Source organism: Protofrankia sp. CiP1_Cm_nod4 (assembly GCF_982290645.1).
Window position 1 is genome coordinate 25,530 of sequence record NZ_CEVIVC010000044.1, and the last position, 3,908, is coordinate 29,437.

The window sequence follows — 3,908 nt, forward strand, 5'->3', positions numbered from 1 at the left end:
GGGCCGTGGTGCCGTTGTCAGCGAGGTCTCTCGGAGGCCACCCCGGGTGGCTCCCTGAGGAAGGTCTCCAGGATGCGGTCGGCGGCGAGTGCGGGGGTGAGCTCGCCGGCGCGGACCTGCCGTTCGATGCCGGCGGCCAGCGCGCCCACCCGCGGGTCGGTACGCAGCCGCGCGAGCAGCCTGTCGCGGATCATCTCCCACGTCCAGGCGACCTGCTGGCCGCGCCGGCGGGCCGCCAGACCGCCGGACGCGGCCAGCGTCTCCCGGTGGCGTTCGACGGTCCGCCAGACCTCCTCCAGACCCGCACCGGTCATGGCGCTGCAGATCAGCACCGGTGTGCTCCAGCCGCCGTCACCGGCCCGCAGGAGCCGCAGAGCGCCGGCCAGCTCCTACGCGGCGACGCGCGCGCCCCCCTCGTAGGGACCGTCGGCCTTGTTGACGCGACGATGTCGGCGAGCTCGAGCACCCCCTTCCTGATGCCCTGCAACTGATCGCCGGTACGCGCCAGGCACAGCAGCAGAAAGGTGTCGACCATCCCGGCGACGGTCACCTCGGACTGCCCGACACCGACCGTCTCGACCAGGACGACGTCGTAACCGGCCGCCTCCATCACCACGATGGACTCCCGGGCCGCCCGGGCCACCCCACCGAGGGTCCCCGACGTCGGCGACGGGCGCACGAACGCGGCCGGGTCGGTCCCGAGCCGGGCCATCCGCGTCCGGTCACCCAGGATGCTGCCGCCGGTACGGGTCGACGGCGAGCACGGCCACAGTGTGCCCGCAACCGGTCAGATAGGTGCCGAGCGCGTCGATGAACGTCGACTTCCCCACCCCCGGCACCCCGGTGATCCCGACGCGCCGGGCGTGCCCGGCGTGCCCGGCGAGTTCGGCGCGCAGCGCGGGCACGAACGTCAGATGGCCGGCGGCGAACGAGGAGACCCCGATGATGTGCACATCGGCCTCGACGGCCTGCCGCGCCACCTCCGCCGGGGCCTGGAACAGCGGGCCCACGTCCACGTCGAACCCGAGGTCGGCGAAGGCGGACGCGATCACCTGCTGGCCGCGGTCGTGCCCGTCCTGCCCCATCTTCGATCCGGAGCCCGGACTCAGGCCCGTACCGCACGACACCCCCGGACGCCGTCCGCCACGACCGGTACAGCTCGTCGGTCTCAGTCATACGCTCTCTCCTCGCAGGTCCGGACCACCAGGCCCAGCGGCAACCGGGATCGGGAACGGCGGAGAGCGTCACAGCACGGGAAGCGGAACCGGCTCCGGAACCGGCTATAGGACCGGCAGGCCGGCACACGCTCACAGCTCCCGGCCCACGGTGCGTGCCCGCCGGTAAGTCGCGGGCCGCAGGGTATCGCTTGAGACCGCGCGGTATCAGCCGACATTGTTGGATGTCCTACCGTGCGGGCCGCCGGGTCCCGCCGGGCACCGGAGGGAAAGCGATGAACGACGTACTGCTCACCGTCCGCGGCCGGCTGGGCCGGATCACGCTCAACCGGCCGAAGGCCATCAACGCGCTCAGCCACGGCATGCTGCGCCGCATCGCCGACGCCCTGACCGCCTGGGAGCACGACGAGCGCATCCGGGCGGTACTGATCGACGGTGCCGGCGAGCGGGGGCTGTGCGCCGGCGGTGACATCCGGTCCATCTACGACGACGTCAGCTCCGGCGGCAGCGCCGCGCTGGGCTTCTGGGTCGACGAGTACCGGCTCAACGCCCGCATCGGTCACTACCCGAAACCGTATGTCGCGCTGATGGACGGGCTGGTCATGGGCGGGGGCGTCGGCGTCTCCGCGCACGGCAGCGTACGGGTGGTCACCGAGCGCTCCCTGGTCGCCATGCCCGAGGTCGCCATCGGCCTCGTGCCCGACGTCGGCGGAACCTATCTGCTGTCCCGGATGCCCGGCCAGTCGGGCACCCACATCGCGCTCACCACCGCGCGGATATCCGGCGCCGACGCCATCCAGCACGGGCTGGCCGATCACTACGTGCCCAGCGGCCGGCTCGGCGCGCTGGTCGACGCGCTGGGCAGCGGTGACGAGCGCGACCCGGTCGAGGTGGTCCGCTCCTTCGCCGAGCCGCCCCCGGCCAGCGCGCTGGCCGCGCAGGCGGGCTGGATCGACCACTGCTACGCGGCGGGGACCGTCGAGGAGATCCTGGGCCGGCTGAACGAGCACGGTGGGCCGGCCGCCGCCGCGGCGGAGGAGATCGCGAAAAGATCGCCCACCGCGCTCAAGGTCACCCTGCGCTCGCTCCGGTCGGCCGCCGAGCTGCCCAGCCTGGAGGCGGTGCTCGACCAGGAGTACCGGGTCTCCAGCACCTGCCTGCGCTCGCACGACCTCGCCGAGGGCATCCGGGCCCAGGTCGTCGACAAGGACCGCCGTCCCCGCTGGTCACCGGCGGCCCTGGCCGAGGTCAGCGACGAGGCGGTCGCCAGCTTCTTCGCGCCCCTGGGCGCCGGCGAACTCGGGCTCGCCACCGCCAGGGTGTCGATTGTCACGGGTCAATGACCCTCCGATTCAGGAAATGCGCTCCGACGCGAACGGCTGCCGGCGGGCGCTGTTACCATTGTTTCCATGAGCCATTCCCGACCGTATGCCCGGACGCCATCGTCAACGAATTCCCACGGATCGGACGGAGCGGACGGCGCGGCCCCGGAGCTCGTCGTTCTTCTCAGCCCGTCCGGAGAGGCGGTCGGAGTCGCCCCGAAAGCCACCGTCCACGGGCCTCGGACGCCGTTGCACCTGGCGTTCTCCTGCTATGTCTTCGATGATGCCGACCGCGTACTCGTCACCCGGCGGGCTCATGCGAAACGCACCTGGCCAGGGGTGCTGACCAACACCTGCTGTGGCCATCCGGCCCCTGGTGAGGATTTCCGGACGGCCGTCTCACGGCGGCTGGCCGAAGAACTGAACCTGCACGTCCAGCGCATCGACCTGGCCCTGCCGACGTTCCGCTACCGCTGCGTGATGGCCGACGGCACCGTGGAGAACGAGATCTGCCCGGTGTTCTTCACGCAGGCGTCAAGCGATTTCCGGATCAACCCCGAGGAGGTCGCCGAGGCATACTGGGCACCATGGCCGGCGTTTTCCGAGGACGTTCTGGACGGTTCTCTGAAGATATCACCCTGGTGTCGCCTGCAAATGGCACGGCTGCGCACGCTCGGGCCCTCGCCCCGGCACTGGCCGGTGGCACCGGACGAGGCGCTCCCCCCGGCCGCCCGGCAGAATTCCAGAAACCATCGGGGATAAGCCGGGGCGGGATTCCGTGCCACCGCGGAAGCCGCTCCGGCAGCCCGCCCCCGTCAGTCCGTCACCTCCGCGTCGGGCTCCCCCACCGGCGGCACCGGGTGCCGGATGCCGCGGATGCCGGATGCCGGATGCCGGATGCGGGGCGGCCTCAGGCGGTGGCGGCCGGCGGCCGGCGGTGGCGGAGCAGGCGCCGGCCGCAGCCGAGCATGTGGCCACGCAGCTCCTCGTCGCCGATGTCGGCGACCTGCGGGCCGAACCCGGCCTCGCGCAGCCCGGAGAGCAGGATGCTCGCGGCCACGATGCCGCCGGGATCGGGATCAGGCCCCGTGAGCAGCACCAGGATCCGGTTGCTCAGCTCGGGGAACGCCCCGTGTTCGCTCAGGACGTGCGCGACCGCGAGGTCACCCTGGAGCACGGCGTAGAGCGACCGGTTACGGATGATCAGATCGATGATGCCGGCCAGCACGGTCTCGACCTGGGCGGCACGGGAGCGCTTCCGCTCGGCCTCGCTCGCGATCGCGGCGAGCTCCTCGATCGCCGGGTTGACCACCGCGAGGACGATGTCGTCCTTGGTCTTGTAGTGGTAGTAGACGGCCGCCTTGGTCACGCCGAGCGCATCCGCGATCATCTGTAGTGACGTCCCGCTGAC

At 71.7% G+C, this 3,908-nt stretch carries 4 protein-coding genes and 2 pseudogenes; 2 read left to right on the plus strand and 4 right to left on the minus strand.

From position 1 onward, the window contains the following. Positions 1-17: 17 nt before the first annotated feature. The 3 genes and pseudogenes from AC5LSR_RS10870 to AC5LSR_RS10880 form a co-directional block, all read right to left on the minus strand. A complete protein-coding gene (locus AC5LSR_RS10870) occupies positions 18-332 on the minus strand; it encodes a P-loop NTPase family protein (RefSeq protein WP_445548609.1) in 315 nt (104 codons plus the stop codon). Further along, positions 326-905 (minus strand): annotated as a pseudogene (locus tag AC5LSR_RS10875) (P-loop NTPase family protein). The gene AC5LSR_RS10870 and the pseudogene AC5LSR_RS10875 overlap by 7 nt, the downstream one beginning before the upstream one ends. Then, positions 879-1,091: pseudogene (locus AC5LSR_RS10880) on the minus strand (cobalamin-dependent protein); the annotation flags it as partial. The pseudogenes AC5LSR_RS10875 and AC5LSR_RS10880, both read right to left, overlap by 27 nt. A gap of 359 nt (positions 1,092-1,450) precedes the next feature. Here AC5LSR_RS10880 and AC5LSR_RS10885 point away from each other — a divergent pair. Together AC5LSR_RS10885 and idi are read left to right on the plus strand one after the other, a co-directional pair. Then, a complete protein-coding gene (locus AC5LSR_RS10885; RefSeq protein ID WP_250281052.1) occupies positions 1,451-2,518 on the plus strand; it encodes an enoyl-CoA hydratase/isomerase family protein in 1,068 nt (355 codons plus the stop codon). Positions 2,519-2,584: 66 nt separating this feature from the next. Further along, positions 2,585-3,259, plus strand: coding sequence for an isopentenyl-diphosphate Delta-isomerase (gene idi / locus AC5LSR_RS10890; RefSeq protein WP_250291103.1), 675 nt, complete (start codon positions 2,585-2,587; stop codon positions 3,257-3,259). Positions 3,260-3,407: 148 nt separating this feature from the next. Here idi and AC5LSR_RS10895 read toward each other — a convergent pair. Next, on the minus strand, positions 3,408-3,908 hold a 501-nt coding region (locus tag AC5LSR_RS10895), incomplete at its 5' end, for a TetR/AcrR family transcriptional regulator (protein WP_493468408.1).